The organism is Streptomyces sp. NPDC059142, assembly GCF_042755665.1.
Lineage (GTDB): Bacteria > Actinomycetota > Actinomycetes > Streptomycetales > Streptomycetaceae > Streptomyces.
On the sequence record NZ_JBHZDA010000146.1, the window covers coordinates 6,800 to 10,190 of the forward strand.

Here is a 3,391-nt window from a genome sequence, read left to right on the forward strand (position 1 = left end):
CCCTCGCCCTGCTCGCGCACCGCACCCCCGACCTGCTGCCCGGCGGCCAGCAGCAGCGCATCGCCCACGGCCGCGGGGTCGTCGGCCCCCGGCCCCTCGAGCGCGCGCCCGCCCCGACCGGGGCCCTCGACTCCGAGACCGGTGAGGCCGTGCTCGGCCTGCTCCGCGCCCGCTGCGACGCGGGCGCCGCCGGCATCCTGGTCACGCACGAGCCGCGCTTCGCCGCCTGGGCGGACCGGGTGGTCTTTCTGCGGGACGGCGCCGTCGTCGACCAGACCCTGCGCAGCGACGCCGAGTCGCTCCTCTCCGGCCAGGCGGCCGAGCTGTGACGACCTGGTACCACTCCTGGCGGGCCGCACTGCGCATAGCCCGCCGCGACGCCTGGCGCTACAAGGGACGCAGCTTCCTCGTCCTGGCCATGATCGCGCTGCCCATCCTCGGCGTGAGCGCCCTGGATCTGACCCTCCGCAGCGCGGAGCTGTCCGTCTCGGAGTCCTCGGAGCGGGAGCTCGGCCGCGCCGACGCCCGGTTCATCGACCCCCAGTACGGCGGCGAGGCGGTGCTCCAGAGCCCCGACGCCCAGAACTACCAGCCGAAGAAGAACTTCGAGGGCTCGTCGTGGCCCGAGGGCGCCACCGACGTCAAGAAGGCCATCCCGGCGGGCGCCACCGTCCTGGAGGACTCCGTCGGCTCCGGGAGGCTGCGCACCACCCATGGACTGCTGCACGCGGAGATCCGTGAGCTGAAGGCCACCGACCCGATGGCCCGGGGCATCATGCGCCTCGACGAGGGCCGATTCCCGGAGAAGAGCGGCGAGGTCGCGGCGACCACGCACTTCCTGGAGGCGAGCGGTCTGCGGATCGGTTCCAAGCTCACCGCCCGTGGGCTGGACGCCGAGTACCGGATCGTCGGCTCGTACGAGCTGCCGAGCGCACTCAAGGCGGACCAGGTCAACGCGCTTCCCGGCGCGATGCTGGACCCGCTCGACAAGGCGCTGAAGGCCGACGACCTGCCCGGCACGAGCGCCGACACCACGTATCTGGTCAGCCTGGGCGCGTCCGCCTCCGGCGGTTTCACGTGGAACATGGTCCAGGAGGCCAACGCCAAGGGGGTCCTGGTCAACTCCCGTGCCGTGGCGCTGAACCCGCCGGCCGACGCCGATATCGCGCTGTACCAGCTGGACGGCTGGGGCGGCTACGCGCAGAGTTCCGCGGCCCAGACCGCGGAGCTGGCCGCGCTCGGCACCATCGTCGGTCTCGCGATGCTGGAGATCTGCCTGCTGGCGGGCCCCGCCTTCGCCGTCGGAGCCCGGCGCTCGCGCCGTCAGCTCGGCCTCGTGGGGGCCAACGGCGGCGACCGGCACCACATCAGGGCCATCGTCCTCGGCGGCGGTCTGGTCATCGGGATCGTCTCGGCGGTCGTCGGTACGGTCCTCGCCCTCGGCCTGACCTTCGCCCTGCGCCCGCTCCTGGAGGAGTACCTGGGCAAGCGGTTCGGCAGCTTCGACATCCGGCCGCTGGAGCTGGGCGGTATCGCACTGCTCGCCGTCGTGACCGGTCTGCTCTCCGCGATCGTCCCGGCCATCACCTCCTCCCGCCAGACCGTCCTGGCCTCGCTCACCGGCCGCCGCGGAGTCCGTAAGTCCAGCCGGGTGCTGCCCGTCGTGGGCCTGATCGCGGTCGTGCTCGGCGCGTCGATCGCGCTGTACGGGTCGCTGATGACCGAACAGTTCGCCGTCATCGCGGCCGGCAGCGCGCTCGCCGAGCTGGGTGTGGTCGCGCTGACCCCCGCCCTGGTGGGGCTCTTCGGCCGGATCGGCCGCTGGCTGCCGCTCTCCCCGCGGCTGGCGCTGCGGGACTCCGTACGCAACCGGGGACGCACGGCCCCCGCCGTGGCCGCCGTACTGGCCGCCGTCGCGGGCACCGTCGCCGTCTCCACGTACTCCGTGAGCAGCGACGCCCAGTACCGGGCCGAGTACACGCCGTCCCTGCCGCACGGCGCGGTCTCCGTCATGGTCACCGAGGGCGGTGGCGGCCGGGACGTGCCCACCGTGCGGAACGCGGTCCAGAAGTCCCTGCCCATCGACATCCGGGCCGATGTGGACCGGATCAACGTCGGCAAGCCCAGCTGTCCGATGTACGGCGGCGACGACGGGTGCGGGCAGTACGAGGTCATCGTGCCCAAGGCCAACGAGTGCCCGCTGTGGCAGGAGGACGACGACGACGAGCTCACCCCGGCCGAGCGCCGCAAGTGGGGCAAGGACTGGCGCTGCCAGGAGGACGACGTCTACAGCCATGTCGACGGTGGTGTGCTGGTCGGCGACGCCAAGCTGCTGAAGGTCCTCGACATCGAGGACCCGGAGGCCGAGAAGGCGCTCGCCGAGGGCAAGGTCGTCCTGTTCGACAAGCGCAAGGCCGACAAGGACGGCACGGTCCGCATCCGGATGATCACCGATGTGGACGCGGCCGACAAGGCGCTGGAGGCGGGCAAGGAGCCGCCGGGCGAGATCAAGTCGTTCGCCACCCACGAGGTCCCCGAGAACGTCAAGGCGTACGGCCTGTCCATGGTCATGTCCCCGGACACCGCGAAGGCGGCGGGGGTCGGCACCGTCCCGCTCGGCGCGTACTACTCGACCACCTCCCTGCCGACCACCGCCCAGGAGCAGAAGCTGGACGGTGAGATCGACAGGACCGGCACCGACGTCAACCTCCAGATCGAGAAGGGGTTCAACGGCGAGACCAGCATCGTGCTGCTGGCCCTGACCGTCTTCGCCGGTCTGATCACCATCGGCGCCGCCGGTATCGCCACCGGGCTCGCCCAGGCCGACGCGGAGGCCGATCTGAAGACCCTCGCGGCGGTCGGCGCCCCGGCGCGCGTCCGCAGGACGCTCAGCGGCTTCCAGTGCGGGGTGGTGGCGGTGATGGGGGTCATCCTCGGCTCCGTGGCCGGGGTACTGCCCGCCATCGGGCTACGGCTTTCCGACCGGCGCAGCCAGGAGGGCTGGTACCAGGAGGCCCTGGCCCAGGGTTCGGTCTCCGACCCGCCGTTCGTGCCCGTCGTCATCCCGTGGGCCACGATGGCCGCCCTGCTGATCGCCGTCCCGCTGGGCGCGGCGCTCCTCGCGGCGCTGGTCACCCGCTCGCACCGGACGCTGGGCCGCAGGGCCGCCACGTAACGGTCCGAGGCCCGTCCCCGGGGCCGGGGGTACCCGCGGACGGGCTTCCCGGCCCCGGGGACCTGCCCCGCGGGCCGGGCCCCCGGGGACCGCAGCGCCGCAGAACCGGTGGCCCCCGGCTGGTCGGCGGCGTAGTCGTGGGGGGGGGGGCCCCGGGGGGCGGGCGCGTGGGGGGGGCATAGCACGCGCGGTAGGTGGTGGGAGCGAGGCTCGGGG

General features: G+C 73.2%; 1 protein-coding gene and 1 pseudogene. Both read left to right on the forward strand.

Features of this window, described 5'->3' with window-relative positions; all coding sequences use genetic code 11:
• Window positions 1–329, forward strand: a pseudogene (locus ACFXPK_RS31055) (ABC transporter ATP-binding protein); the annotation flags it as partial.
• Window positions 326–3,175, forward strand: coding sequence for an FtsX-like permease family protein (locus tag ACFXPK_RS31060; RefSeq protein WP_385080464.1), 2,850 nt, complete (start codon window positions 326–328; stop codon window positions 3,173–3,175). The pseudogene ACFXPK_RS31055 and the gene ACFXPK_RS31060, both read left to right, overlap by 4 nt.
• Window positions 3,176–3,391 lie beyond the last annotated feature (216 nt).